Below are 232 nucleotides of genomic sequence, written 5' to 3'. Positions count from 1 at the left end.
TGCTTCATCAAGCTCGGTTTGAACATCCTTAGATAACCGTCCAAACTCATACGAAAAATTACGGCCTTTCACTTTTTTACGTGCGAACATTCCCTTACTGTTGAATTCAACTAGAGGAGTCACGACAGCTTTGTCTGACTCTTGTTTGGCTTCCACTACCTTTAACTCAGCTTTTAGGCAAGTGATGAGCGTTTCTTTAACGTCTTCTTGGTTCTGCTCAGCCTGAGCATTG

1 protein-coding gene is annotated in these 232 nt (G+C 42.7%); it reads right to left on the bottom strand.

Translation table 11 applies throughout. The features are described from left to right. On the bottom strand, positions 1-232 hold a 232-nt coding region (locus BCT81_RS07660; protein WP_277869804.1), incomplete at both ends, for a ParB family protein.

This window comes from Vibrio sp. 10N.261.52.A1 (genome assembly GCF_002876325.1).
In the GTDB taxonomy this organism is placed as follows: domain Bacteria; phylum Pseudomonadota; class Gammaproteobacteria; order Enterobacterales; family Vibrionaceae; genus Vibrio; species Vibrio chagasii.
This window is presented reverse-complemented; position numbering and strand designations above follow the sequence as displayed.